General features: G+C 69.8%; 23 protein-coding genes and 2 pseudogenes. 16 read left to right on the top strand and 9 right to left on the bottom strand.

The genetic code is table 11. The features are described 5' to 3' along the window. A partial coding sequence (locus DDF67_RS26130; protein ID WP_233247488.1) for a hypothetical protein occupies nucleotides 1-106 on the bottom strand: 106 nt, incomplete at its 3' end. 220 nt (nucleotides 107-326) lie between these two features. On the opposite strand from DDF67_RS26130, the gene DDF67_RS19400 reads away from it, so the two are divergent. Continuing rightward, a complete protein-coding gene (locus DDF67_RS19400; RefSeq protein ID WP_109102481.1) occupies nucleotides 327-1,781 on the top strand; it encodes an AMP nucleosidase in 1,455 nt (484 codons plus the stop codon). 96 nt (nucleotides 1,782-1,877) lie between these two features. On the opposite strand, the gene DDF67_RS19405 is transcribed toward DDF67_RS19400, so the two are convergent. The 3 genes from DDF67_RS19405 to DDF67_RS19415 form a co-directional block, all read right to left on the bottom strand. After that, nucleotides 1,878-3,089: a TonB family protein gene (locus DDF67_RS19405; protein ID WP_109102482.1), complete on the bottom strand. Its 1,212-nt coding sequence runs from the start codon at nucleotides 3,087-3,089 to the stop codon at nucleotides 1,878-1,880. Next, on the bottom strand, nucleotides 3,086-3,448 hold the full coding sequence (locus DDF67_RS19410) for a BlaI/MecI/CopY family transcriptional regulator (protein ID WP_109102483.1): 363 nt from the start codon (nucleotides 3,446-3,448) through the stop codon (nucleotides 3,086-3,088). The genes DDF67_RS19405 and DDF67_RS19410 overlap by 4 nt, the downstream gene beginning before the upstream one ends. Before the next feature lie 207 nt (nucleotides 3,449-3,655). Then, nucleotides 3,656-4,414: an alpha/beta fold hydrolase gene (locus DDF67_RS19415; protein ID WP_109102484.1), complete on the bottom strand. Its 759-nt coding sequence runs from the start codon at nucleotides 4,412-4,414 to the stop codon at nucleotides 3,656-3,658. A gap of 75 nt (nucleotides 4,415-4,489) precedes the next feature. Between DDF67_RS19415 and DDF67_RS19420 the strand changes: the two genes are divergently transcribed. The 5 genes and pseudogenes from DDF67_RS19420 to DDF67_RS19440 all read left to right on the top strand — a co-directional run bounded on the left by DDF67_RS19420 (nucleotide 4,490) and on the right by DDF67_RS19440 (nucleotide 9,381). Further along, a complete protein-coding gene (locus DDF67_RS19420; protein WP_109102485.1) occupies nucleotides 4,490-5,263 on the top strand; it encodes a tyrosine-protein phosphatase in 774 nt (257 codons plus the stop codon). A 44-nt stretch (nucleotides 5,264-5,307) separates the two neighbouring features. After that, nucleotides 5,308-5,739, top strand: coding sequence for a DUF7674 family protein (locus DDF67_RS19425; protein ID WP_146198059.1), 432 nt, complete (start codon nucleotides 5,308-5,310; stop codon nucleotides 5,737-5,739). Nucleotides 5,740-5,808: 69 nt separating this feature from the next. Continuing rightward, nucleotides 5,809-7,233: pseudogene (locus DDF67_RS19430) on the top strand (MFS transporter); the annotation flags it as partial. A gap of 2 nt (nucleotides 7,234-7,235) precedes the next feature. Continuing rightward, nucleotides 7,236-8,611, top strand: a pseudogene (pabB, locus tag DDF67_RS19435) (aminodeoxychorismate synthase, component I). Then, nucleotides 8,608-9,381: an aminotransferase class IV gene (locus tag DDF67_RS19440; protein WP_109102489.1), complete on the top strand. Its 774-nt coding sequence runs from the start codon at nucleotides 8,608-8,610 to the stop codon at nucleotides 9,379-9,381. Before pabB ends, DDF67_RS19440 begins: the two are co-directional and overlap by 4 nt. A 4-nt stretch (nucleotides 9,382-9,385) precedes the next feature. Here DDF67_RS19440 and DDF67_RS19445 read toward each other — a convergent pair whose 3' ends face one another. The 3 genes from DDF67_RS19445 to DDF67_RS19455 form a co-directional block, all read right to left on the bottom strand. Further along, a complete protein-coding gene (locus DDF67_RS19445) occupies nucleotides 9,386-9,931 on the bottom strand; it encodes a TadE/TadG family type IV pilus assembly protein (RefSeq protein ID WP_109102490.1) in 546 nt (181 codons plus the stop codon). Further along, nucleotides 9,928-10,503, bottom strand: coding sequence for a TadE/TadG family type IV pilus assembly protein (locus DDF67_RS19450; RefSeq protein ID WP_109102547.1), 576 nt, complete (start codon nucleotides 10,501-10,503; stop codon nucleotides 9,928-9,930). Before DDF67_RS19450 ends, DDF67_RS19445 begins: the two co-directional genes overlap by 4 nt. Before the next feature lie 110 nt (nucleotides 10,504-10,613). After that, entirely contained in the window at nucleotides 10,614-11,057 is a 444-nt protein-coding gene (locus tag DDF67_RS19455) for a pilus assembly protein N-terminal domain-containing protein (protein ID WP_109102491.1), read from the bottom strand. Nucleotides 11,058-11,371: 314 nt separating this feature from the next. Between DDF67_RS19455 and DDF67_RS19460 the strand changes: the two genes are divergently transcribed. The 10 genes from DDF67_RS19460 (at nucleotide 11,372) to DDF67_RS19505 (ending at nucleotide 21,024) form a co-directional block, all read left to right on the top strand. After that, a complete protein-coding gene (locus DDF67_RS19460) occupies nucleotides 11,372-11,545 on the top strand; it encodes a Flp family type IVb pilin (RefSeq protein ID WP_109102492.1) in 174 nt (57 codons plus the stop codon). 28 nt (nucleotides 11,546-11,573) lie between these two features. After that, nucleotides 11,574-11,750 (top strand): Flp family type IVb pilin, encoded by a 177-nt coding sequence (locus DDF67_RS19465; RefSeq protein WP_109102493.1) that lies wholly within the window; start codon nucleotides 11,574-11,576, stop codon nucleotides 11,748-11,750. 161 nt (nucleotides 11,751-11,911) lie between these two features. Further along, nucleotides 11,912-12,424: an A24 family peptidase gene (locus DDF67_RS19470; protein WP_109102494.1), complete on the top strand. Its 513-nt coding sequence runs from the start codon at nucleotides 11,912-11,914 to the stop codon at nucleotides 12,422-12,424. A gap of 205 nt (nucleotides 12,425-12,629) precedes the next feature. Then, complete coding sequence (gene cpaB / locus DDF67_RS19475; protein WP_109102495.1) at nucleotides 12,630-13,523, top strand: Flp pilus assembly protein CpaB; 894 nt, start codon at nucleotides 12,630-12,632, stop codon at nucleotides 13,521-13,523. Then, nucleotides 13,520-15,262 carry a type II and III secretion system protein family protein gene (locus tag DDF67_RS19480; protein ID WP_109102496.1) on the top strand — a complete coding sequence of 581 codons (1,743 nt, stop codon included), beginning with the start codon at nucleotides 13,520-13,522 and terminating at the stop codon, nucleotides 15,260-15,262. Before cpaB ends, DDF67_RS19480 begins: the two co-directional genes overlap by 4 nt. A gap of 11 nt (nucleotides 15,263-15,273) precedes the next feature. Beyond that, nucleotides 15,274-15,972, top strand: a complete 699-nt coding sequence (locus DDF67_RS19485; protein WP_109102497.1) for a CpaD family pilus assembly protein — start codon at nucleotides 15,274-15,276, stop codon at nucleotides 15,970-15,972. Further along, complete coding sequence (locus DDF67_RS19490) at nucleotides 15,969-17,534, top strand: AAA family ATPase (protein WP_109102498.1); 1,566 nt, start codon at nucleotides 15,969-15,971, stop codon at nucleotides 17,532-17,534. The genes DDF67_RS19485 and DDF67_RS19490 overlap by 4 nt, the downstream gene beginning before the upstream one ends. Nucleotides 17,535-17,540: 6 nt before the next feature. Further along, a complete protein-coding gene (locus tag DDF67_RS19495) occupies nucleotides 17,541-19,040 on the top strand; it encodes a CpaF family protein (RefSeq protein ID WP_109102499.1) in 1,500 nt (499 codons plus the stop codon). A 9-nt stretch (nucleotides 19,041-19,049) separates the two neighbouring features. Continuing rightward, on the top strand, nucleotides 19,050-20,027 hold the full coding sequence (locus tag DDF67_RS19500) for a type II secretion system F family protein (protein WP_109102500.1): 978 nt from the start codon (nucleotides 19,050-19,052) through the stop codon (nucleotides 20,025-20,027). Nucleotides 20,028-20,037: 10 nt separating this feature from the next. After that, the gene (locus tag DDF67_RS19505) at nucleotides 20,038-21,024 is read left to right on the top strand and encodes a type II secretion system F family protein (protein WP_109102501.1); all 987 of its coding nucleotides are present in this window, start codon (nucleotides 20,038-20,040) and stop codon (nucleotides 21,022-21,024) included. Between the two features lie 64 nt (nucleotides 21,025-21,088). On the opposite strand, the gene DDF67_RS19510 is transcribed toward DDF67_RS19505, so the two are convergent. Further along, nucleotides 21,089-22,606 (bottom strand): tryptophan halogenase family protein, encoded by a 1,518-nt coding sequence (locus DDF67_RS19510; RefSeq protein ID WP_109102502.1) that lies wholly within the window; start codon nucleotides 22,604-22,606, stop codon nucleotides 21,089-21,091. 74 nt (nucleotides 22,607-22,680) lie between these two features. Beyond that, nucleotides 22,681-25,485 carry a TonB-dependent receptor gene (locus tag DDF67_RS19515; protein ID WP_109102503.1) on the bottom strand — a complete coding sequence of 935 codons (2,805 nt, stop codon included), beginning with the start codon at nucleotides 25,483-25,485 and terminating at the stop codon, nucleotides 22,681-22,683. Between the last annotated feature and the right edge of the window lie 140 nt (nucleotides 25,486-25,625).

A 25,625-nucleotide genomic window follows, 5' to 3' on the forward strand; every position in this document is an offset into this window, starting at 1 on the left:
CGGCCGACTTGGCCCCTTCGGCGTCCAGGAACTGGTTGCATCCCCAGCCGACGAGGATCCCCAGCACCATCGCGCCGATGATCAGATAGGCGAAGCGTTTGTTCATCGAGCGTCTTCCGTTCCCCCTCGGCCGCGGGGCGGCCGGGTCCTGCTCAGCGCCCTCCCAGCAGGCGCATTCGTTTCATGGACGCCCCGGAAGGGGGCATGTGGCGCCCCTTTTGGCGGAGCGGGAGGCCTTCGTCCATGCCTGCGGCGTCACAAAGGCGCAGCCTGGGGGGTCTATGCCCCGGTCTGGTCAGGCTGTGGGAAGGCTGATATAGGACGCCATGTCTAACCAAGAAAAAGCGATCGCCGTCGTCGAACGGCTCAACTCCGAATACGAACGCGCCGTCGAGGCGCTGCGCACCGCCCTCAGGGCCTATCTCGAAAATGGAACCCGCCCCGATCCGCAGATGCGGTTCGACGGTTCGTTCACCTATCCCGAGCTGCGCCTCACCTACGATCCCGAAGCCCTGCCGCCGAAACTGGCGCGCGCCTTCGCCCGGGTCAGCCGTCCCGGCGTCTATTCGACGACCGTCACCAAGCCGGCCCAGTTCAAGGACTATCTGGTCGAGCAGCTGACCCTGCTGATGGACGATTTCGACGTTGAGATCGAGGTCGCCCGCTCCAACCAGGAGATCCCCTATCCCTACGTGCTGGACGCCAGCATCGACCTGAACCAGGCCGATGTGCGCAGCGAGGATATCGCCCGCTTCTTCCCGACCACGGACCTGGCCTTCATCGGCGACGAGATCGCCGACGGCGTCTGGAGCCCGGTGCTGGAAGACACCCGGCCGCTGGCCTTGTTCGACGGCCTGCGCACCGATTTCTCGCTGGCCCGCCTGCGCCACTACACCGGCGCTCCGGCCGAGCACGTGCAGCCGTTCATCCTGTTCACGAACTACCATCGCTACGTGGACGAGTTCGTCCGCTGGGGCGTGGAGCAGCTGAAGAAGCCAGATAGTCCCTATACGGCGCTGTCGTGCTCGGGCGGCGTGGTGGTGACCGCCGAGACGCCGAACGCCGAGCAGGCCATTTCCGACGGCGCCTGGCGCAAGCACCAGATGCCGGCCTACCACCTGATCGCCCCCAATGGTCAGGGCGTCAGCCTGGTCAACATCGGCGTCGGCCCGTCCAACGCCAAGACCATCTGCGACCACCTGGCGGTGCTGCGTCCGCAGGCCTGGCTGATGATCGGCCACTGCGGCGGCCTGCGCGACACACAGACCATCGGCGACTACGTGCTGGCCCACGCCTATCTGCGCGACGACCACGTGCTGGACGTGGTGCTGCCGCCGGAGATCCCGGTGCCGTCGATCGCCGAGGTGCAGCGCGCCCTCTACGACGCGGCCAAGGCGATCAGCGGCGACACCGGCCAGGAACTGAAGAAGCGCCTGCGCACCGGCACCGTGGTCACCACCGACGACCGCAACTGGGAACTGCGCCACAGCCTCTCGGCCCTGCGCTTCAACCAGAGCCGCGCGGTCGCCATCGACATGGAAAGCGCCACCATCGCCGCCCAGGGCTACCGCTTCCGGGTGCCGTACGGGACGCTGCTGTGCGTGTCGGACAAGCCGCTGCACGGCGAGATCAAGCTGCCCGGCCAGGCCAACGCCTTCTACGAGCGGGCGATCAGCCAGCACCTGCAGATCGGCATCCTGACCTGCAAGCTGCTGCACGAGGAAGGCCCCAACCTGCACTCGCGCAAGCTGCGGGCCTTCGACGAGCCGCCTTTCCGGTAAGAGCGGCGTCCGTCTGATAACGACGAAGGGGCGGTGGTCATCCACCGCCCCCTTTTTCTTTGCGCCCGGTCGAGCCGGCCTGACTTCGGCCCAGCCTTACTTCGGAACTGAAAAGAGGATGGGGATCGTCACCTTGCCGCCGGCGGTGGGCTTGCCGTCCAGGGTCTGTGGCTGCATGCGGAAGATCTGGCTGAGCTGGATCGCCGCCTCGCCGAAGGCGTAGGGCTCTTCGCTCTGCCTCAGGACCCGGCAGTTCTCGAGATTGCCGGCGACGGCGACGGTGCAGCTGATGGTCGCCCGGCCGCCGGCCTTGGCCGCGGCCGCGTCGGCCGGATAGAAGCGGGCCAGATCGTCGGCGGTGGGCTTCTGCGCCCAGTCCGGGCGGGTGATCACGGCCGGTTCGAGGGCCGGGGCCGGATTGGCGGCCCAGACCGCGCCGGCGGCGGCCGAGGCGACCAGTACGACGAGGGCCAGGCCCGCCTTGCGGCGCAGCGGAGTGAGGGAGGCGGCGTTCAGCATGGTCAGTCTCTCCTTCAGGGGGGGAGGCCCCGCCGCGGGCCAATGGCAGCCTAGCGGGGCGGTGTTGACCGTCAGCACGGTGCTGAGCAGCGTTTCGGCATAGAGGCGGCGGGCGTGCGGATGACGCTCGATCACCGCCGCGTCGCAGGCGATCTCCTGGTCGACGCGCAGGGCCTTGGCGGCCAGATGGACCAGCGGGTTGAACCAGCACAGGCATTGCAGGGCCACGACCAGGCCGTTGATCGTGGCGTCGCCGCGCCGCAGGTGGACGTCCTCGTGGGCCAGCACCAAGGCGCGGGCCTCGCCCTCGAAGCGGTCGGCGAAGTCGGCCGGCACGACGATGCGCGGACGCAGCCAGCCCAGCACCAGGGGACCGGCGTCGACATGCTCGCCGCGCAGCACGGCGCGGTTGTCGTCCAGCGGCGTCAGCCGGCCGACGGCGCGCACGAAGCGGGCCTGGCGGATGGCGAACAGGGCGAAGGCCAGGGCGACCCCGATCTCCCACAGTATGAAGACGATGGTTGCCAGGGCCGGGGCCTTGGCGGCGGCCGGCGCGACCGTCCTGGCCGCCGTGGCGGCGAACTCGACGGCCGGGGCCATCACCGTGGTCGGGGCGTGGACCGGAACCAGGCTGACCAGGGCGCACAGCGGCGCGGCCAGCCACAGGACGTAGGCGGCCAGCGGGCCGAACCGGCGGCGCACGGGCCGGCGCAGCAGCATCACCGCGACGATGGCGAGCGCCAGGGCGAGGTTGGCGCGGATCAGCGCCTCGAGGATCGGACCGCTCATTTGGAGATCCTCTCGACCAGGGCTTTCAGCTCGGCGATGTCCTGGTCGCTCAGCTTACCGGCGTCGGAGAACTGGGTGACCAGCGGGGCCAGGCGGCCCTCGAACAGCCGGTCGAGCAGGCCCTGGCTCTCGGCGGCCACGTAGTCGCCCCGGGCGACCAGCGGGGCGTACTGGTAGCGGCGGCCCTCGGGCGTGGCGCCGACAGCCTTCTTCTTCACCAGGCGGCTGAGCAGCTGCTTGACCGTGCCCTCGGTCCAGCCGTTGGGCTCGCCGACCTCGGCGATGATCACTTCGGAGGTCAGCGGGTTCTTCCGCCACAGCGCCTCCATGATGACGCTCTCGGCCGAACTGATCTTCATGGACGTTTCCTCGATGACGTTTGTCAACGATGGCGACGTTGACACTTGTCATCGTAGTCGTCAACCGACGTTCTCGAAACAGCTCAGAGCGCGCTCGCGGTGGTGGCGGCCAGCATCAGGACCGGCAGCGCGACACAGAGGAGAAACCGCAGATCGGCCATGAGCGCCATTCAGCGCCCGTAACGGTGTTACGCCAAGCGCCTTCGCTCAGCGGGAGACGCGATCCAGGAAGCCGACGATGCCGGCGGCCAGGGTCGGCTCCATCACCGCGCTCATGTGGTCGCCGGGCACGCGCATGGCGCGGCCGTTGGGCAGCATGCCGGCCAGGGCCTCGGCCGAGCCGTTGTCGTCGTCGCGCTGGCCGGCGATGACCAGGGTGGGCGTGTCGATGCGGGCGATGGCTTCGGCGTCGGTGGGCACGAAGGCGTTCAGCACGCCCAGCATGGCCTCGGGCTTGAGGTCGCCGGCGGCCATCATCGCCCGCACCCGGCGCCCGGCGCGGGGATCCCTGGCCAGGTCGCCGTTGCGGATGGCGTCCTCGAACATCGCCGCCCGCTCGCCCGCGCCCATCAGGCCCGAGGCGCCCATGCCGGCCAGCACCAGCCGTTCGGGCCGCGCGCCGCGCACCATCATCCGCACCGCCGTGCGCGCGCCCAGCGAATAGCCGACGAGGTCGTAGTCCGTCAGGTGCAGGTGCGTAACCAGCGCCTGCTGGTCCATGGCCAGCACGTCGGCGGGCCAGGCGGCCGGGTCGGTCGGGGCGTCGGAGCGGCCGTGGCCGCGCAGGTCGGGGGCGATCACCTTGCGGCCGGCGCCGACAAGGGCCTGGGCGACGCCAGGCAGGAACCAGTTGCTTTCGGCGCTGGCCAGGAAGCCATGCAGCAGCAGGGTCGGCCAGCCCTCGCCCAGGGTGCGGTAGGCGATGGAGACGCCGTCAAAGCTCTGGAATCGCTGGACCGGAAGCATGGCGGCACAATCTGCGCAGACGCACGATCCGTCCAGACTCTCGATTTCGTCACACGGTGCGACTACATCGACGCCATGACCCGTCATATTCCCCTGCAAGGCGTCGAGAACTTCCGTGATTACGGCGACTATGCCGCCGGGGCGGGACGCCTCAAGAAAGGGCTGCTGTTCCGCGCCGCCCACCAGGCCGACGCCACCGACGAGGACCTGGCGGCCATGGGCGCGTTGGGCGTGGTCACCGTCGTCGACCTGCGCCGGGCTCCGGAGCGGGCGCGCGAGCCGTCGCGGCGTTGGACGGGCTTCTCGGCCCAGGTGATCGAAAACGACCTGGGCGGCGAGGGCGACGACCCCTGGCAGACCTTCCTGCGCGGCTGGGACTACGCCGAGGCCGACCTGCGCGGCTACATGGTCGAGTCCTATCGCCGCAAGCCGTTCACGCCGCGCCACGTGGACCTTTTCACCCGATACTTCGCGGCGCTGGCGGAGGCGAAGGGTCCGGTGCTGATCCACTGCGCCGCCGGCAAGGATCGCACGGGCCTGCTGGCCGCCCTGACCCACCACCTGGCCGGCGTGTCGCGCGACGACCTGGTCGAGGACTACCTGGCCACCAACGATCCCGAGCGCTACGCCCGTATCGGCGAGCGGATCGGCCGCTACCTGGCCGGCTACACCGGTTCGGTTCCGCCCGAGGCGGCGATCCGCGCGGCCCTGGCTGTGGAGGCCGAGTACATCCTGGCCTCGATCGAGGCCATCGAGGCCGCCCACGGCTCGATCGACGCCTATCTGGAGACGGTGCTGGGCGTCGATGCGATGGCCCGCGAGGCGATCAAGGCGCATATTCTGGCCTGAGCCTTGGCGCCCCAAGCGATCTGGGTTTTCGTGCCGCCATGCACATGGAGACCCTTATTGACGGGCTGATAGCGGCCGCGCCGGAACTGGCGCCGAGGCTGGCCGAGCACTACGCCGACTACGACGAACTGCTGGGCTACATCTTCTTCTCCTACGACGTCGTTGCGCAGGCCGTCGCCCTGCACCGGGGATCCGACGAGGACCGGGTTCGGCTGGCCGCCATGCTGGCGCTGATGGAGCAGGCCTGGGCGGAGGAGGGCGTCAGCCACGTCGACGCCGAGACGGTCGCCGTCATCGCGTTGTCTTTCCTGGAAAGCCTGGACCGTGAAGCGCTGCAGGCCCTGCGGCCGATGCTCGGACCCGAGATGGGACGGGCGGCGGATCGCTATTATCTGCCGCAACCTCCACCCACCCTGGGTCGACGAGGGGCGATGCTCCTGCGCCGGATCTTTCCAGGCTTCCCCAAGAAGGCGTGACAAACCGCTGTTCGCGGGCGAGGCTCCGCTTCAGGGCCGCGTCAGACGGCCCGCTGCAGGGCGGAGATTATGAGCGAAGTCTTGGACGGCGCGCCCGCGCGCCTGGGCGCCGAGTCGAAACCGGCGCGAAAGCCGATCACCCGGGGCGGGTGGTCGTGGGTGCTGCACCAGGGCTCGCGCGACGTCTATGTGGTGCTGGTCACCATCTACATCTTCGCCCCCTACTTCTCGGGCGTGCTGGTCGGCGATCCGGTGCGGGGCCAGGCCATCATGGCCCAGATCGCCACCACCTACGGCCTGATCGTCGCCCTGACCGCCCCGATCCTCGGTGCAGCGGTCGAGAAGTACGGCCCGCGCAAGCCGCTGGCCGCGACCCTGCTGACCCTCATGCTGCCGATGCTGATCGTCCTGTGGTGGGCGACGCCGGCCGGCGGCCTGCCGCTGGGCGCGACGGCCGGGGCGCTGATCGTGCTGGGCGTGGCCTATAACTGGGGCGACGTCGCCGCCAACTCCCTGCTGCCGCGCGCCGCCGCCGAGCCGGGGCAGGCCTCGCTGCTGTCGGGCCTGGGCTATGTGTTCTCCAACGGCCTGTCGGTGCTGATGCTGATCCTCATGCTGTGGGGCTTCGTGCTGCCGGGCCAGGTCGACTGGCCGGGGATCCCCGAGGCGCCGCTGCTGGGCCTTTCGACCAACCATCATGAGCCGAGCCGGCTGGCCGGGCCGCTGTCGGCCCTGATCATGGCCCTGGGCGCGATCCCGTTCCTGCTGTGGACGCCCGACGCGCCGCGTACGGGGCAGAGCCTTGGCGGGGCGCTGAAGGCGGGTCTGGCTTTGCTGCGCGACACCTTCGCCAACCTGAGGGGACACCGCGACGTGGCGACCTTCCTGGCGGCGCGGATGCTCTATTGCGACGGCATGACCGCGCTCCTCGTGTTCGGCGGGCTGTTCGCGGCTGGGGTGATGGGCTGGGGCGCGCTGGAGATGCTGGTCTATGGCGTGTCGCTGAGCCTGGTCGGGGCGCTGGGCGGCTTCCTGGCGCCCAAGCTCGACCGCGTAGTGGGGCCAAGGCGCGCCGTGCAGATCGAGATCGCCGGCTGCCTGGCGGCGCTGATATGCCTGCTGGGCATGCGGCCCGACCGCATCCTCTATGTCTTCGCTTATGACCGCGCCGGACCGCCGGTGTGGGACGGGCCGCTCTACCGCACCGCGCCCGAGTTGCTCTATGTGGGCCTGGGCCTGGTCATCGCCGTCTGCGTCACGGCGCAGTACGCTTCCAGCCGGACCCTGCTGGTGCGCCTGGCGCCGGCGGACCGCACGGCTGCGTTCTTCGGGCTCTACGCCCTGTCGGGCACGGCGACGGTGTGGCTGGGCTCGGCCCTGGTGGCGGCGGCCACGACGCTGTTCCACAGTCAGGTCGCCGGCTTCGTGCCGATCGTCGCCCTGATGGCGCTGGGCGCGGTCGGCCTGTTCGCCGTGCGCGGCGGCGGGCGCGAGGCTTGAGGCGGTAGCCGCCGGCCGCCCGGAGCGCTATCACCCGCCGATGCGCGACGTCGCCCTCATCGCCGCTCCCTGGCGCGACCCACTTTGGGCCGCGGCCCCCTTCCGGGACGAGCCCTTCGCCTGCGCCCTGCTGTCGGGCGGTCCGGGCGAGCGGTGGTCGTACCTTCTGCGCGCGCCCGACCAGACCCTGGCCCTCGACGCGGCCGACCGCCGCGATCCGTTCCTGGCCCTGGCCGGCATGATCGGTCCCGCCCTGCCGTCCGATCCGGAAGGCCCGCCGTTCCAGGGCGGCGTCGTCGGCCTGGCCGCCTACGAGCTGGGCGACCGCATCGAGGCGCTGGACCTGGCGCGCGGCGACTGGCCCGACCTGGTCTGCGCCCGCTATCCGGCTCTGCTGGCCTTCGATCACCTGCAGCGCGCCGTCGTGGCCGTGGGGCGCGGCGAGGGTCGAGCGCAGGCGAAGAGCCGCGCCCGTGAGGCCCTGGCCTGGCTGGACGCCCCGGCCCGCGATCCCTTCGAGGGCCGGCTGTGCGAGACGCTGGAAGCCGAGCCGCCGGCCGCCTACGAGGCGGCGGTCGCGCAGGTGGTCGAGCGGATTGTCTCCGGCGAGATCTTCCAGGCCAACATCGCCCGCGCCTGGCGGGGGCGGCTGGCTGGCGCGGCCGATCCCTTCGACCTCTTCGCGCGCCTGCGCGGCGCCAGCCCCGCGCCGTTCGCCGCCTATCTGCGGCTGGAGGGGCGGGCGATGGTTTCCAACTCGCCCGAGCGCTTCCTGAAGGTGCGCGGCGGCGAGATCGAGACCCGGCCGATCAAGGGCACCCGGCCGCGCGGCGCTAGCCCCGGCGAGGACCGCGCCCTGGCCTTCGAGCTGTCGGCAAGCGCCAAGGACCGGGCCGAGAACCTGATGATCGTCGACCTGATGCGCAACGACCTGGCCCGGGTCAGCCCGCCGGGCGGCGTGCGCACGCCCGAGCTCTTCAAGGTGGAGACCTTCGCCAACGTCCATCACCTGGTCTCCACGGTGGAAGGGCGGCTGAAGCCGGGCCTCGGGGTCGCAGACCTGCTGCGGGCGACCTTTCCGCCGGGCTCGATCACCGGCGCGCCCAAGGTGCAGGCGATGAAGGTGATCGCCGGCCTGGAGGGGCCGCGTGGTCCCTATTGCGGCTCGCTGTTCTGGGCCGGCTTCGACGGGGCGTTCGAGTCCAGCGTGCTGATCCGCACCGTGGCCCTGGCGCAGGACGCCGGAGGCTGGACGCTGGAGGCCAGGGCCGGGGCCGGCATCGTCGCCGACAGCGATCCGCTGGCCGAGCGGCTGGAGACCGAGGCCAAGATCGACGCCCTGCGCCGGGCGCTGACCGGGGAGGGGGCATGACGGCCATTCCGCTCGCAGATCGGGGCCTGCTGCTGGGCGACGGCCTGTTCGAGACCCTGCTGGCGGTGGACGGGCAGGTCCGCCACGTCGAGGCCCATCTCGACCGCATGGCGGCCGGCTGCGAGGCTTTGGGCCTGCCGCCGCTGGACCGCGACGGGGCCCGGGCGCTGATCACGGCTGCGCCGGGAGCGGCCGGCCTGGCCACCGGTCGCGCCGCCGTGCGCCTGACCCTGACCGCCGGCTCCGGCGGGCGGGGCCTGGATCGTCCGGAGGCGCCGGTCCCGGAGCTGTTCGCCGCCTGCGCCCCGGCGCCGCCGGCCGGCGCGCCGGCCCGTGCGGTGGTCGCGACGGTTCGCCGCAACGAAGGCTCGCCGGCCTCGCGTCTGAAGACCCTGGCCTACCTCGACAACGTGCTGGCCCGCGCCGAGGCTCGCGCCGCCGGCGCCGACGAGGCCCTGATGCTGAACAACCGTGGCCACCTGGCCTGCGCTTCGGCTGGCAACCTGTTCTGGCTGGACGGCGAGGGGCTGGCGACGCCGGCCCTGGACTGCGGCGTGCTGGCGGGGTTGGCGCGTGGGCGGGTCATGGCGGCCGCCGCCGGCCTGGGGATTGCGGTGCGCGAGGCGCGCGCCGGGATCGAGGCGCTGGCGACCGCAAGGGCGGCGTTCCTGACCAACAGCCTGACCGGCGTGCGGCCCCTGGTTTCCCTGGACGGCCGCGCCCTGGGCGAGGATCCGCGCGTGGCCGCCCTGGCGGCCGCCGCCGGCTAGATCCCTACTTCGGCCACTCCACCGTCTCGGTGCGGCGCGGGCGCAGATAGTAGGTGCGCCTGAAGGTGAACGAGGCTTTGCTGAGGCTCGTGGCCGGCGTGTAGTCGTAGCTGGTGGTGCTGATGATCACGCTGCTGCTGGCCGGCAGCACGCTTTCGGGCACGTCGGTCCTGACGGTGTTGGCGGCCGGGCAGTTGACCGGGCTGTTCTTGGGCGCGACCCAGGCCACGGTGTCCTTGCCGTTGGCGTCGGAGACGACGCTGTAGAGGCACAGGCGCAGCGGCGAGGCCGGAAACGGCTTCATCACCGCCTCGGCGATGCCGTAGATCGCATCGACGCGCGCCTGGTCGATCTGGCCGTTCTGGGCGGCCATGTCGCCGATCAGCGAGGTGGTGTGGAACAGGCGGCGCTGGGCCATCATGGCCTGGGTCAGCTCGGCCAGGCCGAAATAGAAGATCAGCAGCAGCGGCGCCAGCAGGGCGAATTCGACGGCCACGGCGCCGGCGGCGTCGCGCAGGAAGCGGCGGGACGGAAGGCGGCGCTGGCTCATGCGGGGCACGTCACGCTGGCGGCGGTGTCGCTGTTGTAGGGCTCGTTGGCGAAGGCGGTGGTGAAGGTCAGGGTGCGCTTGCCGTTGGCCGTCTGCATCACCGCCTGCAGCAGCGGGGTGATCAGCGGCCAGTCGTAATAGGCGCGCACCAGGACCAGCGACTCCGCGCCGCCCGGATCCCAGCAGGTGGCCTTGGGCGTCGCCAGGCCGCTGCTGGCGCTGAAGGTGGCCACGGTGCGCACGTCGACGCGCAGCGCCGCGGCGCAGCCGCTTTCCATCCAGGTCATGCGCGAGCAGACCGAGGTCTTGAAGCTGGCGGCGTCGCCGCCGTTGGTCTGGACCTGGCCGGTGCGGATCTCGCGGCCGGCGTCGACGACGGCGTTCTCCAGCGTCATCGAGGCGAAATAGACCAGGGCCAGCTCGATGATGCCGAAGAACAGCAGCAGGAACGGCGCCAGCAGAAGGGCGAATTCGACGGCGGTCGCGCCGCCCTCGGCGCGCGCGAAACGGCCCAGCCGGCGGCGGGCGGCCAGCCTCATGCGGGCGTTGAGCAAGATGGACGGCGTCCCCATACGAAGGTCCGTGACTGCGATGCGGGCGACCATAAAGGCCGCTCCCTAACCGCGCCCTAACCGGCCTCGCGAGCACGCGCGCGGGGCGCGCCCGTCTTCCTGCTGGAAGATCAGGGCTGGCCGGCGATGGGGGCGGGGGCGACCGCTTCGGTCGGGGTCAGGGCGGTGCAGCGGCCGTCGCACGCGTAGGCCGAGGCGTTGACGCCGCGCTGGACCGTCACGGCGTCGGCGGCGACGTCGGTGACCAGCACCTGGCCGCCGGTCAGGGTGCGGCCCTGGGCGTCGAAGGCGAACAGGGTGGTGACGCCCACGCGCTTGCCCAGGATCACCAGGGTGCGGTCGTTGACGACGCTGACGTCGGCGATCTGCGGGTCGCCGACGACGATCTCGCGGGCGGGGCCGCCGAGGGGAACTGTGGCCGCCTGGCCCGCGGCCACCGTCATGGTGCGGGCAGCGCCCGCGGGCGCGGGGGCGGTCGGAACGGCCGCCTGGGCCGCCACGGCGGCGCCGCAGAGGCTGAAGAAGGCGGTGATGGCGAGCGAAAGGCGGCGCATGGCGGTCCTGTCGGAGCGAAATCTATGACCGCGACACTGCCGAAGAATGGTCAATAAAAACCTAAGAAAGCTCTTGCTGCGACAAACTCGACTGTTGGAAATCCCTTATGGATCAACGGATTTCGTCGTCGAAAACTCGACATAGTTAAGAGTTGATAATGGTAAAATTAAATAAACCAAAAGAAAAATCGGCAAAAAACTTCGACGTTTACTGCGGATTAATCGAGATGGGCGAAATTGATCGTGTTTTCGGGGGTGAACAAGTCGCCACGGCTTGCAGGCCCAGCCAAGTTTTCTCAGCAGGAGATCAAGTCATGTCGAAGTTTGTCACGCGCTTCCTGAAGGACGAGTCGGGCGCCACGGCCATCGAATACGGCCTCATCATCGCCCTGATCGCCGTCGTCATCGTGGCCGCGTTCGCCACCCTGAAGCCCGCCCTGACCGGCGCCTTCACCCGCACCAGCACCGCCCTCGACAACGCGAAGTAAGACGCGACGTCAGGAGAGGAGACGGCCGATGGGCACGCTTTTCGATCGCTTCCTTAAGGACGAACGAGGCGCCACCGTCGTGGAGTACGGCCTGATCGCTTGCTTCGTGAGCATCATGGTCGTGGCCGCCGTCCCTCTGCTCGGGCCGTCCATTCAGGGCGCGTTCGAGCGGGTAAGGGACCACCTCAACGCCGCTGGCAAATAGCGACGAGAGGTCGGAACCGACCAAGACAGAAGGGGCCGCGACGTTTCGACGTCGCGGCCCTTTTCTTTTGTTCCCGCCGGTCTTCCAGCCACGCTCCGCTGGAAACGATTGCTTCATCGGCGTCTGGCTAGACTTGTGAAAGTCCAGGTTCGAGATCCGCCATGCAAACGCTGCAGCTTCTGCCCCTGATCGTCTTCGCCGGCCTGACCGTCGTCGCCGGCCTGAAGGACGCGACCAGCTACACCATTCCCAACTGGATCTCGCTGGCGCTGATCGCCGCCTTTCCGGTCGCCGCGCTCGTTGGCGGCGTCGGCTGGAGCGCGGCCGGCTGGTCGCTGCTGGTGGGCCTGGGCCTGCTGGTGGTCGGCATGATCATGTTCGCCCTGCGCTGGGTGGGCGGCGGCGACGCCAAGCTGCTGGCCGCCTGCGCCCTATGGATGGGCGTGCCCGGCATCGCCCCGTTCCTGTTGACCACGGCCCTGGCCGGCGGCGCCCTGACCATGGGCCTGATGAGCCTGCGTTCGGGCTGGCTGGCGCCGATGATCGCCGGCGGCCCCGCCTGGGTGCGTCGTCTCGGCGACAAGAACGGCGACATTCCCTACGGCGTGGCCATCGCCGTCGGCGCCCTGGCGGCGCTGCCCCAGAGCATCATCGGCCAAGCCCTGCTCAACTGATCGCCCACACTCCCCATTTTGGGGAGTCCGCGTCAGGCTGTCGCGGCCTTAAGGCCCCGGAAACGCTGCTTCCTTTAGCGGTCGTTAACCATGGGCGCCGCAGTTTGCGATGCGGCCAGAACGGCTGTTCGATCCCTGCGTCCGGAAGTCCGAAGCTCTCCAGTCGCGCCGAACCCGTCCTGCCGACGCCAGAGCTCCGCCGCGCATGAACCCTGTCAGAATCATCATCGTTCTGGTCGCCGCCGTCTCGGCGATCGGCCTGGCCGTGCTGATGCAGAAAGCCATGGGCGGCAAGCCCGCGGAAACCCAAGCCGTCGCCTCGGCCCCCGCGCCCACCCTCGACGCCAAGCCGATGACCCTGGTGCTGGTCGCCAAGCGCGACCTGGCGATCGGCACGCGCCTGACCAAGGACGACGTCGAGTGGAAGGCCTGGCCGGCCGACGCCGTCAGCCCCGTCTATCTCACCAACGGCGCGGCCCCCGTCGAGCCCCAGACCGGTGCGGCCAAGGCCGTGAAGACCGTCGGCGAGGCTGCCGGCGTCCTGGGCGGCGCGCCGCCCGAAGCCAGCGTCGAGGGCGCGATCGTTCGCGACCCGCTGCTGGCCGGCGAGCCCATCGTGGCCCGCAAGATCGTTCGCGGCGGCGAGGGCGGCTACCTGTCGGTGGTGCTTTCGCCCGGCGCCCGCGCCATGGCCGTTCCCGTCACCTCCGAGACCGCGGCCGGCGGCTTCATCCTGCCCGGCGACCGCGTCGACGTGCTGATGAGCCGCGATGCGCCCAACAGCGACAGCAACGGCGGCGGCGGCAAGCAGGTGGTCGCCGAGACCGTGCTGCAGAACATCCGCGTCCTCGCCCTCGACCAGGCCACCGCCGCCGAGAAGGACGCCAAGACCATCGTCGCCGCCACCGCCACCCTCGAGGTGCGTCCCGCCGAGGCCGAGGCTCTGACCCGCGCCAAGGCCAGCGGCCCCGTCACCCTGGCGCTTCGCGCCTACACCGACCTGGGCGGCCCCTCCGGCGTCTCCGCCCCGTCCCAGGACTCCACGGTCATCCGCATCAATCGCGGCGGACAGACTTCCAGCATCGCGGTGCGCCAATGATCGGCCGGTTCGCCTCTCTCTCGCTTTCGGCCTCGCTCGTCGTCCTGACGGCGCTGGCCCCGGCCGCCCCGGCCCTGGCCGACGGCTACGCCGGCAACCGGGTCTACCGCCCGGCCCGCGCCGTGACGCGCGCGCCCGCGCCGGTCGTCACCTATGCCTCGCAGCCGGTCGCCGACCAGGTGCTGCGCGTCGACCTGACCGCCGGCCCCGACGCCCGTGTGCTGAACCTGCCGCGCGGCAAGTCGGCGATCATCGAGCTGCCGGTCGACGTGCGCGACATGCTGGTGACCAACCCGCAGGTGGCCGACGCGGTGCTGCGCAATCCGCGCCGGATCTACGTGCTGGGCGTGGGCAAGGGCTCGACGGACGCGGTGTTCTTCGACGCCGCCGGCCGCAAGCTGCTGTCGCTGGCCATCCGCGTCGACGAGGACTCCGGCCTGCTGCAGGATACGCTGCGCAAGGTGCTGCCCGACTCCCGCATCGAGGTGCAGCCGGTGCGCGACAGCGTGATCCTGACCGGCACGGTGGCCAACGCCGCCGACTCCAGCAAGGCCGCCCTGGTCGCCGCCCAGTTCGTGGCCAGGCCCGAGCAGGTGGTCAACATGCTGAGCATCGCCGGCAAGGACCAGGTGATGCTCAAGGTGCGGATCGTCGAGGTCCAGCGCGACATCATCAAGCAGCTGGGCGTTTCGACCAACAACCTGCTCAACGACGGCTTCAAGACCTACAGCCTGGGTCGCGACAACACCTTCGCGGTCAACGGCGGCATGGTCGGCGGCGGCGGCGCCTGCTACGGCCGCAACAACGTCCGCACGACGAACTACACCAACAACGCCTCGGTCACCAACCAGGGCAGCGTGACCAGCGGCGCCACGACCTCCAACGGCAGCTCGGTCTCCACGACCGTGGAAGCGACCGATCCGGTGACCGGCACCGTGACCACCACGACCACCACGACCGCGGGTCCGACGTCGTCGAGCGGTACGAGCAACTCCCTGACGGGGCTGGTCTCCAGCGCCGCCAGCACCGCCTACAGCATGGCCACCGGCAACAACCTCAACGCCTGCCTGCAGGCGTTCGAGCGCGTGGGCCTGATCCGCACCCTGGCCGAACCGAACCTGACCGTCGTGTCGGGCGAGGCGGGCAAGTTCCTGGCCGGCGGCGAGTTCCCGGTGCCAACCGGCTCCGACGAGGACGGCCGGGTGACCATCGAGTTCAAGCCCTACGGCGTGGGCCTCGGCTACACGCCGGTGGTGCTGTCGGGCGGCCGCATCTCGCTGAAGCTGTCGACCGAGGTGTCGGAGCTGTCGAGCCTGGGCGCCTTCACGGTCTCTTCGGGCACGAGCTCGACCCTGGTGATCCCCGGCCTGTCGGTCCGCCGCGCCGAGACCACCGTGGAGCTGCCCTCGGGCGGCGCCCTGATGATCGCCGGCCTGCTGCACCAGCAGACCAAGCAGAACATCGATTCCCTGCCGGGCATGACGTCGCTGCCGGTCCTGGGCTCGCTGTTCCGCTCGCGCGACTACCTGAACGGCGAAACCGAACTGGTGGTGATCATCACCCCCTACATCGTCGACCCGACCCGCCCGCAGGACCAGCAGACGCCGGCCGACGGCCTGCAGATCGCCGGCGACATGAGCACCGTGCTGCTGGGGCGCCTGAACAAGGTGGTCAAGGCCCCGGCGGGCGCCAACTCCGGACGGACCTACCAGGGTCCGGTCGGCTACGTGATCGAATGAGGACGCGGACCATGACGCGAGCCAAGACCTTCCGCGTGATCCTCGCCGGCGCCGGCCTTCTGGCCCTGGCCGCCTGCGCTTCGGCCGGCGTCTCGCCTTCGGGCCAGGCCGCCGCGCCGACCACGTCGACCGAGCAGTGGGCCGACAAGGTCAAGGTCACCGCCGCGCCCGACGAGGTGCTGCTGGCCGTGCATGCCGAGGGGCTGTCGCCCCGCCAGGTCCAGGCGCTGGACGCCCTCCTGGCCCGGTTCACCGAGGCCGAGGCGCGCGAGCTGGTGGTGCTGGCGCCCGTCGGCGGTCCCGAGGCCCCGGCCGCCGGCCGCATGGCCGCCGCCGCCCGCGCCTACCTGATCGACGCCGGCGCGCCGCGCTTCGCCGTCCGCATCGACTCCTATCCGGCCGAGGGCGACAAGGCGCCGCCGCTGCGGGTGGGCTATCTGCGCCACGAGGTCGAGACCCCGCGCTGCGGCGCCTGGGAGAACCTGACCGCCACGCGCGCCAACGACGCCTACGGCAACTTCGGCTGCGCGGTGACCGCCAACATGGCCGCCCAGGTGGCCAATCCCGCCGACCTGCAAGGGCCCCGGCGCGAGGATCCGGCCGACGCCATGCGCCGTGGCGTGGTGCTGGGCAAGTACCGCGCGGGCGAGCCGACCGCCTCGCAGAAGGACGCACAGTCCGACGGCGCCGTTTCTCGGGTGGTGAAATGACGACCTTCAGGACGACCGACACCGATCCCTTCGACCTGGGCTTCGAGGCCGACGACGAGTTCGCCGCGCCCGCCGGCGGCGATCCCTGGCGCACGGCCCCCGCGCCGGCGCCGGCCCCCGCGCTCGCGCAGGGCGTCGACCCCTTCGCGGACTTCGCCGACTTCCCGCCGGCCCGTCCGCGCCCGGAGGTCCGGGCCGAGCCCGCGCCGGGCCTGGCCAGCCTGGCCGTCAACCCGTTCGCCGAGCTGGCGCCGTCGCCGATCCCCGAGGCTCCGCGCCCGGCCCCGATCGCCGCGCCCGAGCCGCCGGCCATGGACTGGGGCGTCTCGGCTCATGACGAGATCCTGCCTGACGCCGGCGTCGGCGAGGCCAGCGTGCCGCGCATCGCCATCCACGCCTTCGGCGTCCGCGCCGAGACCCTGGCGGTGATCGAGGCCGCCGCGGCCGATCGCCGGATGACGCGCGCCTCGGTGGTGACCCGTCCGGGCGGCCTGGAGGCGGCGGTCGACTTCTACCAGAACCAGCCGACCCCCTCGCTGGTGATGGTCGAGACCATGGACTCGGCCCAGCGCATGCTGGCCCTGCTGGACGGCCTGGCCCAGGTCTGCGACCCGGGCACCAAGGTCGTGGTCATCGGCCAGACCAACGACATCGCCCTCTATCGCGAGCTGATGCGCCGCGGGGTCAGCGAGTACCTGACCCAGCCCAAGAGCCCGCTGCAGGTGATCCGCGCGGTCACCGCGCTCTATTCCGATCCGTCCGCGCCGTTCATCGGCCGCCAGGTGTCGTTCGTCGGCGCCAAGGGCGGGGTGGGGGCCTCGACCTTGGCCCACAACTTCGCCTGGTCGATGGCCGAGCGGATGGAGGCGGCCACGGTCATCGTCGACCTCGACCTGCCGTTCGGCACCGCCGGCCTCGACTTCAACCAGGATCCGCTGCAGGGCGTGCTCGACGCGCTGAGCCAGCCCGAGCGCCTGGACCCGGTGCTGATGGACCGGATGATGGTCCGCTGCGGCGACCGCCTGTCGCTGCTGGCCGCGCCGGCCACCCTGGAGCAGGACTACGACATCGGCGCCGACGCCTACGAGGAGGTGACGCAGAAGATGCGCGGCGCCGCCCCGTTCGTGGTGCTGGACCTGCCCCATACCTGGGCGCCGTGGACCCGCAAGGTGCTGGTCGGCAGCGATGATCTGGTCATCGTCGCCACGCCGGACCTGGCCTCCCTGCGCAACGCCAAGAACATCGTCGACCTGGTGCGCCAGGCGCGCCCCAATGACGTGCCCCCGCGCCTGGTGCTGAACCAGGTGGGCGTGCCTGGCCGTCCGGAGATCCCGGTCAAGGACTTCGGCGAGGCCCTGGGCGTGACGCCGTCGTTGGTGCTGCCGTTCGATCCGAAGCTGTTCGGCCAGGCGGCCAACAACGGCCAGATGGTCGCCGAGGTGGCGCCGAAGTCGAAGGCGGCCGAGGGCATCGATCACCTGGCGCGGCTGATCAGCCGCCGCGAGGCGCCGCCGGCGGCCAAGTCGGCGTCGATCCTGTCGGGCCTGTTCAGGAAGAAGTAGGGGCGAATGTTCGGCAAGCGCGATCAGGCCACCGTCACCGAGCGTCAGGCGCCGCCGCCCGCCCCCACGGGCGGGACGGCCATCGCCACGCGTCCGCAGCGCGTCGATCCCGCCGCCACGCCTCCCGCCGCGCCGGCCAAGCCGGCGGCCGCGCCCAAGGCCACGCAGGGCCTGGAGCAGCTGCGCGCGGCCCAGGGCCAGGCCCAGGCGACGACCACGATCGTCCGGGAGCAGAGCGACTACTACCACGCCACGAAGACGACGATCTTCAACGCCCTGCTCAACACCATCGACCTGTCGCAGCTGGCCCAGCTGGACCAGAAGGCCGCCGCCGAGGAAATCCGCGACATTGTCGCCGAGCTGGTGGCGATCAAGAACGTCTCGATGTCGGTCTCCGAGCAGGAGCACCTGGTCCAGGACATCATCAACGACGTCCTTGGCTACGGCCCGCTGGAGCCCCTGCTGGCGCGCGACGATATCGCCGACATCATGGTCAACGGCGCCCACCGGGTGTTCATCGAAGTCGCCGGCAAGGTGCAGCTGACCAACGTCCGCTTCCGCGACAATCTTCAGCTGATGAACATCTGCCAGCGGATCGTCAGCCAGGTCGGGCGCCGGGTCGACGAAAGCTCGCCGATCTGCGACGCCCGCCTTCCCGACGGCAGCCGCGTCAACGTCATCGCGCCCCCCTTGGCGCTGGATGGTCCCACCCTGACCATCCGGAAGTTCAAGAAGGACAAGCTGACGATGAAGAACCTGGTGGAGTACGCCTCCATCAGTCCCGAGGGCGCGCGCGTCCTGGGCGTCATCGGCGCCTGCCGCTGCAACGTCATCATCTCGGGCGGCACCGGCTCGGGCAAGACCACCCTGCTCAACACCATGACCGCCTTCATCGACCCCACCGAGCGGGTCGTGACCTGCGAGGACGCCGCCGAACTGCAGCTGCAGCAGCCGCACGTGGTGCGCCTGGAAACCCGCCCGCCGAACCTGGAAGGCCAGGGTTCGGTGACGATGCGCGACCTGGTGAAGAACTGCCTGCGGATGCGTCCCGAGCGGATCATCGTCGGCGAAGTCCGCGGCCCGGAGGCCTTCGACCTGCTGCAGGCCATGAACACCGGCCACGACGGCTCGATGGGCACGCTGCACGCCAACAGCCCGCGCGAGGCCATCAGCCGCGTCGAGAGCATGATCACCATGGGCGGCTACGGCCTGCCCTCCAAGACCATCAAGGAGATGATCGTCGGCTCGGTCGACGTGATCATCCAGGCCGCGCGCCTGCGCGACGGCAGCCGTCGCATCACCCACGTCACCGAGGTGGTGGGCCTGGAAGGCGACGTGATCGTCACCCAGGACCTCTTCGTCTACGAGATCACCGGCGAGGACGAGAACGGCAAGGTGCTGGGCAAGCACCGCTCGACCGGCATCGCCCGTCCGCGCTTCTGGGACCGCGCCCGCTACTACGGCCTCGAGCGCGAGCTGGCCGAGGCCCTGGACGCGGCGGAATAGGGCGGCGCCATGTTCATCCTGATCGCGGTTCTGGGCTTCATCACCATCGCCGGCCTCGGCTTCGTCCTGACGGGCGGCGGCGAGAGCGCGGGCGCCAAGGCCAGCAAGCGCGCCCAGGTGATCGTCGGCGGCGGCGAGCGCCAGGCCGCTGCGCGGGCCAAGGTCGCGGCCAACACCCCCGACGCCCGCCGCAAGCAGATCCTCAAGACCCTCAAGGAACAGGATCGCCAGCAGAAGAAGGCCACCCTGACCATCGCCGCCCGGCTGCGCGCCGCGGGCCTGGGCGAGAACGTCAGGATGTTCTGGATCATCAGCGGCGTGCTCGGCGTGGTCGTGACCCTGATCCTGCTGGTCGTGCAGCAGATCCCGCTGGTCGCCCTGGGGGGCGGCTTCGCGGCCGGCTTTGGCCTGCCGCGCTGGGTGATCGGCTTCATGGGCAAGCAGCGCACCAAGAAGTTCATCGAGGCCTTCGCCGACGCCATCGACATCATCGTGCGCGGCATCAAGTCGGGCCTGCCGGTCCACGACTGCCTGAAGATCATCGGCAAGGAGAGCCCCGAGCCCCTGGCCGGCGAGTTCCGCACCCTGACCGAGAACATCGCCATGGGCATGCCGCTGGATACGGCGCTGGAGCGCCTGTACGAGCGGATGCCGACCGCCGAGGTGCGGTTCTTCTCGATCGTGCTCAACATCCAGCAGAAGACCGGCGGCAACCTGGCCGAGGCGCTGGGCAACCTGTCGACCGTGCTGCGCTCGCGCAAGCTGATGGCCGAGAAGATCAAGGCGCTGTCGGCCGAAGCCGTGGCCTCGGCCTTCATCATTGGCTGCCTGCCGCCGGGCGTGATGATCCTGATCACCGTGATCGCCCCCGACTACATGGCGACCCTGTTCTCCGACCTGCGCGGCCGCCTGCTGCTGCTGGTGGCCGCGTTCTGGATGGGCACGGGCATCTTCATCATGCGCCGCATGATCAACTTCAAGTTCTAGGGAGGCGCGCATGGTCCAGATGCTCACCGATCCCTCGAACCTGCTGACCGCCTTCGTCGCGGTGGTGGTGTTCGCCACCATCATCACGCTGGCCGCGCCGGTGATGAGCAACGACGGGCTGGAAAGCCGCCTGAAGTCGGTGGCCAATCGCCGCGAGGAGCTGCGCCGCCGTTCGCGCGCGGCCATGGCCCAGAAGGGCGGCGGCGGGTCCAGCCTCCGCCACAACGACGAGGGCGTCTACAAGACCATCGTCGACCGCCTGCAGCTGTCGAAGCTGCTGGAGGATCCCAAGGTCGTCGACAAGCTGGCCCAGGCCGGCTTCCGCGGCCCCAAGCCGGTGTCGACCTTCTACTTCTTCCGCTTCGTGATGCCGTTCGTCTTCGCGGTTCTGGCGGCGATCTACCTTTTCGGCATCAACGATTTCGGCCTGCAGATGGTGCAGAGGTTGGCGCTGTGCGTCGTGGCCCTGACCATCGGCTACTACGCTCCCAACCTCTACATCGAGAACGCCGCCCAGAAGCGCCGCGAGTCGATCGTCGCGGCCTTTCCCGACGCGCTCGACCTGCTGCTGATCTGCGTCGAGAGCGGCATGTCGATCGAGGCGGCGATCCAGAAGGTCAGCACCGAGGTGGGCGCGAGCTCGATGGAGCTGGCCGAGGAACTGTCCCTGCTCACCGCCGAGCTCTCCTATCTCCCCGACCGCCGCCTGGCCTATGAGGGCCTGGCGAGGCGCACCAACCATCCCGGCATCAAGTCGGTGGCCACGGCCATGATCCAGGCCGAGCGCTACGGCACGCCGCTGGGCGCGGCCCTGCGGGTCATGGCCAAGGAAAACCGCGAGCTGCGCCTGTCGGCGGCCGAGAAGAAGGCGGCCAGCCTGCCGCCCAAGCTGACCGTGCCGATGATCGTGTTCTTCCTGCCGGTGCTGTTCATCGTCATCCTCGGCCCGGCGATCCTGAAGATCATGGACATGATGGCCAAGAAGCCGATCGGCTGAGGCGTCCCTGAAAAATCGACCCCCGCCGGCGCAGGTTCCGGCGAGGGTCAGTCAGGGGAAGGGGTCAGCCGGCCAGGCGGGTCTCGGCGCGGCCGAGAAACGCGGCGTGGCTCGGCAGGGCGGCGGCCGTGCGGGCGGTGATGCGCGACAGGTCGTCCAGCCAGCCGTCGATCTGGTCGTCGGCGACCACGCCGGTCATCGGGTGCGTCGCGGCGGGGGTCACGCCCTGGCCCAGCAGCACCTGCACCCAGCTGCTTTCCTTGAAGAGATCGTCGTCGCGGCTGAACACGCGGCCCGAGCTGGCGAACAGCGCCATGCGCTCGGCCAGGGTGTCGGGGATCTCCATGGTCCGCCGGCTGGCCCAGAACGGCGTGTCCTCGCGCTCGGTGGCCTTGTAGTGCAGCACCAGGAAGTCGCGGATGCGGGCGTACTCGTCGGCGGTCTGGCGGTTGAACTCGGCCGCCAGAAGCGGGTCGAAGCCTTTGTCGGGGAATAGCGCCAGCAGGCGGGCCAGGCCCGATTGCACCAGGTGAATGCTGGTCGATTCCAGCGGCTCCATGAAGCCGGCGGCCAGGCCCAGGGCCACGACGTTGCGGTTCCAGCTCCGCTTGCGGCGTCCGGTGACGAAGGTCAGCAGGCGCGGCTCGGCCAGGGCCTCGCCTTCCAGGTTATCCATCAGCACGCGGGCGGCGGCGTCCTTGTCGGTCCAGGCGCTGGAGAAGACATGGCCGTTGCCGGTGCGGTGCCGCAGCGGGATACGCCACTGCCAGCCGGCGTCGCGGGCCCAGGCGCGGGTGTAGGGAACCGGCGGAGCCTCGTCGCGGCTGGGAACGGCCCAGGCGCTGTCCATCGGCAGCCACTCGCGCCAGTCCTCGTAGCCGGTCTCGAGGGCTTCCTGGATCAGCAGGCCCCGGAAGCCCGAGCAGTCGATGAAGAGGTCGCCCTCGACACGGCGCTCGCCTTCCAGCGTCACGGCGCGCAGGAAGCCGGTCTCGCCGTCCTGGTCGACGCCGACGATGCGCCCCTCGACGCGCGCGACGCCCCGGGCCTCGGCGCGGGTCCGCAGGTGGCGGGCGTAGAGGGCGGCGTCGAAGTGGAAAGCCCAGGTCAGGGGCTCGGCCCCGCCCGCTTGGGCCGGGCTGGTGGGAACGCGGCCGAACCGGCCCGCGCGCGCCGCCAGGGCGTTGGCCGACCAGGCCCAGAAGTCGTCCCCGGCCGTTCCGCGCCTGCGGGCGTCCAGCCAGTAGTGGTGGAAGGGCGTCACGCCCAGCGGCCGGCCCACGGGTCCGAAGGCGTGCATGTAGCGGTGGCCGGGGCGCAGCCAGTCGACGAATTCGATGCCCAGCTTGATCGTGCCTTCCGTGGCCCGCAGGAAGGCGTCCTCGTCGAGGCCGATGAAGGCGTTGAAGTTGCGCAGCTGGGGGATCGAGGCCTCGCCGACCCCGACCGTGCCGATCGCCTCGGACTCCACCAGGCTGATGGCGACGCCAGGTCCAAGGGCGCGGGCCAGCATGGCCGCGCTCATCCATCCGGCCGTACCGCCGCCGACGATGACGATCCTGCCGATACGGTTGTCCGTCATGGCCCTGCGTCCTTCTCTCCCCAAAGAAAGCAAAAAGCCCCGCCGGTGGACCGGCGGGGCTCTTCGAAGCGGCCTTAGAACTTGTAGGCCAGGCCGAACATGTAGGTGGTGCCGTACTTCTGGTAGTCGATGGTCCGGCGGGGATCGCCGTTCTCGTAGGTCTTGAACGGCTCGTCGGTGATGTTGTTGGCTTGCAGCATCAGCGACAGGCCCTCGAAGCGGCCTTCGCGGAATTCGTAGCCGATCTGGGCGTCGAGCACCGACTCGGCGTCCACCGTGCGGTAGATGCGCGAGGCCGACAGGCCCGAGACCTCGCCCAGGAACTTGCCGCGATAACGGTTGCTGATCCGGGCGTTGAAGCCGTTGTTCTCGTAGTAGAACGTGGTGTTGACCACCTTCTTCGACAGGCCGGGCATGTCGATCGGGTCCTGGCCGTCCTCAAGCTTCACTTCGCTGTCGGTCAGCGAGGCGCTGAACTGCAGGCCGAAGTGGCGCAGGGGCTCCCAGAGGATGTCGCCCTGGATCGAGGTGGAGAACTCGACGCCGCGGATGTAGCCGCCCTTGCCGTTGTCGGGGCCCGTGACCAGGCCGACCGTGGTGCCCAGTTGCTGCTGCTGGGCGGGCGAGAGCAGGTAGGTGAAGGCCGCGAAGTCCTTGTAGCTCGACGAGTTCGAGTTCACGTAGTTGGACAGCTTCTTGTAGTAGGCGGCCACCGAGACGTAGGCCGAGCGGCCGAAGTACTTCTCCAGAGACACGTCGACGCCGTCGGCGATGTAGGGACGAAGCTTCGGGTTGCCGCCGTTGGCGCTGAAGAACGACTGGTTGGGGTTGGTCGAGGTCAGGTAGGCCGGGTTGGTGGTGAACGACTGGCTGGCGCGCAGTTCGTCCATCCGGGCGCGGGCCAGGGTCCGGGCCGCGCCGACCCGCAGCAGGGTCTCGTTGCTGAGGTCGAAGGTCAGGTTGATGCTGGGCAGCACGTAGGTGAACTTGTCGCCGTCGTCGGTCGACATCGGTTGGGAAACGTTGTTCGGATCGACGGCCACGCCGGTCGAGAACTGGTCGGTGTGCACCACCTGCAGGCCGGCGTTGCCCTTGACCGGGATCGAGCCGAGCGTGCTGTCGATGCCGAACTTCACATAGCCCAGGTGCACCTCTTCACGGACCGACCAGTTGCGGGTCTGAACCGCGGGGTTCTGGTCGGCGATCAGGGTGTAGACGCCGTTGTTCAGCAGGTAGGTCGGATCGTAGGCCAGCATGCCCTCGATGCCGATCAGGCCCAGGCTGACGTCGCCGATCAGGGCCGCGGTCGGGATGGCGCGGCTGGTCGGAGCGCCCTGGGCGATGCGGCCGCCGAAGGTCAGGAAGCTCTCGTGCACTTCCTTGGACTTCTCGCGCAGGCTGCCGTTGTAGGCGAACTCGACGCTGCTGATCGGACCCCACGACAGGTCGTGCTTGGCCGACAGCTTGATGGCCTCCAGCTCGTCCTTGATCTGCGGCGTATTGTAGAAGCCGGCCTGGGTCAGGGCGCCGCCTGCCGCGCCCGCGCCCCACCCTTGCGGGTCGGTCAGGACGATCTGGGCGGCGTTGGTGTAGTCCAGCGTCGACTTGAACAGGGTGCCGCCGCCCGGCGTGGTGGTGAAGCCCATGGTGTCGGTGGCGCCGACGCCCTGCGGGCCGGTGCCCGAATAGGACTCGAAGATCACGTCCTTGCGCTTGGCGTGCGAGTAGGAGAGGTCGGCCGTCGCCGTCCAGCCGTTGTCGAATTCGTACGACGTGTTCCAGCCCACCGAGCCCAGCTTGGCGTGGCGGGTGTTGAGGTCGTTGCGCATCACGCCCTTCACGTTGCTGTACGTGCCGCTCGTGATGATGCCGTCGGTGACCGTGTAGCCGGGCTGCAGCACGGCGCCGCCCCAGAACAGCGGGATCTCGATGCCGCGCAGGATCTGCTTCTCCTTGAAGTCGGAGTAGTAGAGGTCGAGCGCGGTGTGGAACTTGTCGGTCGGCTTATATTCGAGCACGCCGATGACGCCGGTGCGCTTGAGGTTGTTGGACTGGTTGTACGGCTTGGCGCCGCCGATGATCAGCGCGCCGTCGGCTGCGGTGTAGGCCGGATTGCCGGCATAGGGCGCGGCGTCGGCGTCGAAGGTGGCGTAGCCCCAGGCGTTGAAGCGGCGGCTCTGGGTTGGCGACTGGATGTGCGAGACCGACAAGGCCACGCCCACGGTGTCGTCGGCGAACTGGTCGACGAAGGTGGCGCTGATCCGGCGGCCGGTGTCCTTGGCGTCGGGGTTCAGCTTCTTCTCGCCGTTCATCTCGTAGCGGGCGTTGGCCGAGATGACCGTCTTGCCGTAGTCGAGCGGGCGGATGGTGCGCAGGTCGACCGTGGCGGCCAGGCCCTGGCCCACCAGGCTGGCGTCGGGGGTCTTGTAGACCACCACGCCGCTGAGGATTTCAGACGGATACTGGTCGAACTCAACGCCGCGGTTGTCGCTGGTCGAGACCTGCTCGCGGCCGTTCAGCAGCACGGTGTTGAAATCGGGACCCAGGCCCCGGACCGAGATCGACTGCGCGCGGCCGTCGAGGCGCTGGGCGGTCAGGCCGGGCAGGCGGGCCAGGGATTCGGCGATCGAGGTGTCGGGCAGCTTGCCGATGTCTTCGGCCGAGACCGTCTCGACGATCGAGCTGGAGGCTTTCTTCAGTGCGATCGAGTTCTCGATCGAGGCCCGGATGCCGGTGACGGTGATTTCCTCGACGGCGTTGTCTTCGGTCGTCTGGCCGGCGGCCTGGGCCTGGGCGGCTCCGGCGGCGATCAGCAGCGCCAGGCCAGTGGCGGCCCCGCTCATCAGCGCCGCGCGGCGCGGCTTGAATCGGATGTCCATGTGTTCCCTCCCGCAAGTTGGTCCGCGCGGTTCTCCCGCGCCGTGTTGCGCAAATTACTGCAAATGACCGGCGGTATTTGCAACTGAAAAATGGATGGATTGTCATGTTACGCGACGGCGAGGCGTGCGAAGTCCACGTT

This window comes from Caulobacter endophyticus, from assembly GCF_003116815.1.
Classification (GTDB): domain Bacteria; phylum Pseudomonadota; class Alphaproteobacteria; order Caulobacterales; family Caulobacteraceae; genus Caulobacter; species Caulobacter endophyticus.